This is a genomic window from Butyricimonas sp. RTP31003st1_G1_RTP31003_210430 (genome assembly GCF_040920905.1).
Classification (GTDB): domain Bacteria; phylum Bacteroidota; class Bacteroidia; order Bacteroidales; family Marinifilaceae; genus Butyricimonas; species Butyricimonas paravirosa.
Genome location: NZ_JBCOSQ010000090.1, coordinates 16,698 through 17,317 on the forward strand (window position 1 = coordinate 16,698; position 620 = coordinate 17,317).

The window sequence follows — 620 nt, forward strand, 5'->3', positions numbered from 1 at the left end:
CCGGAACACTTATCGTTGCCCGCGATATCGCTCACGCCCGCATCAAAGCCATGTTGGATGAAGGCAAGCCCATGCCGGAATACTTTAAGAATCATCCGATTTACTATGCAGGACCGGCTAAAACCCCGAAAGGAATGGCCTCCGGAAGTTTCGGACCTACCACGGCAGGACGTATGGACCCCTATGTTGACCTTTTCCAAGATCACGGTGGTTCTATGATCATGGTTGCCAAAGGTAACCGCTCTCAAGCTGTTACAGATGCTTGTAAAAAACACGGTGGTTTCTACTTAGGATCTATCGGCGGACCGGCAGCTATTTTGGCTAAAGAAAGTATTAAATCAGTAGAAATCGTTGCCTTTGAAGAATTGGGGATGGAAGCTATCCGTAAAATACGGGTGGAAAACTTCCCGGCATTCATCATCGTGGATGACAAGGGAAATGACTTCTTTGCCGAATGGGCACATTAATAAAAATAGAGGCGAATCTCACGATTCGCCTCTATTTTTATTAAGATAAAAGTTAAAAACTAAAAGATAAAAATGGAAGTAATGTGGCCAAAAATAGTTGGTAACATTTTTCCAATTAAAGCTTATCTTTGAATAGTAAAGTCGAAGAGGAAA

General features: G+C 42.7%; 1 protein-coding gene. It reads left to right on the forward strand.

Annotated features, from left to right (window positions below; translation table 11 throughout):
* Positions 1–467, forward strand: a 467-nt coding sequence (locus AB5542_RS19365) for a FumA C-terminus/TtdB family hydratase beta subunit (protein WP_368243353.1), incomplete at its 5' end; no start/stop codon positions are given.
* Positions 468–620: the final 153 nt, after the last annotated feature.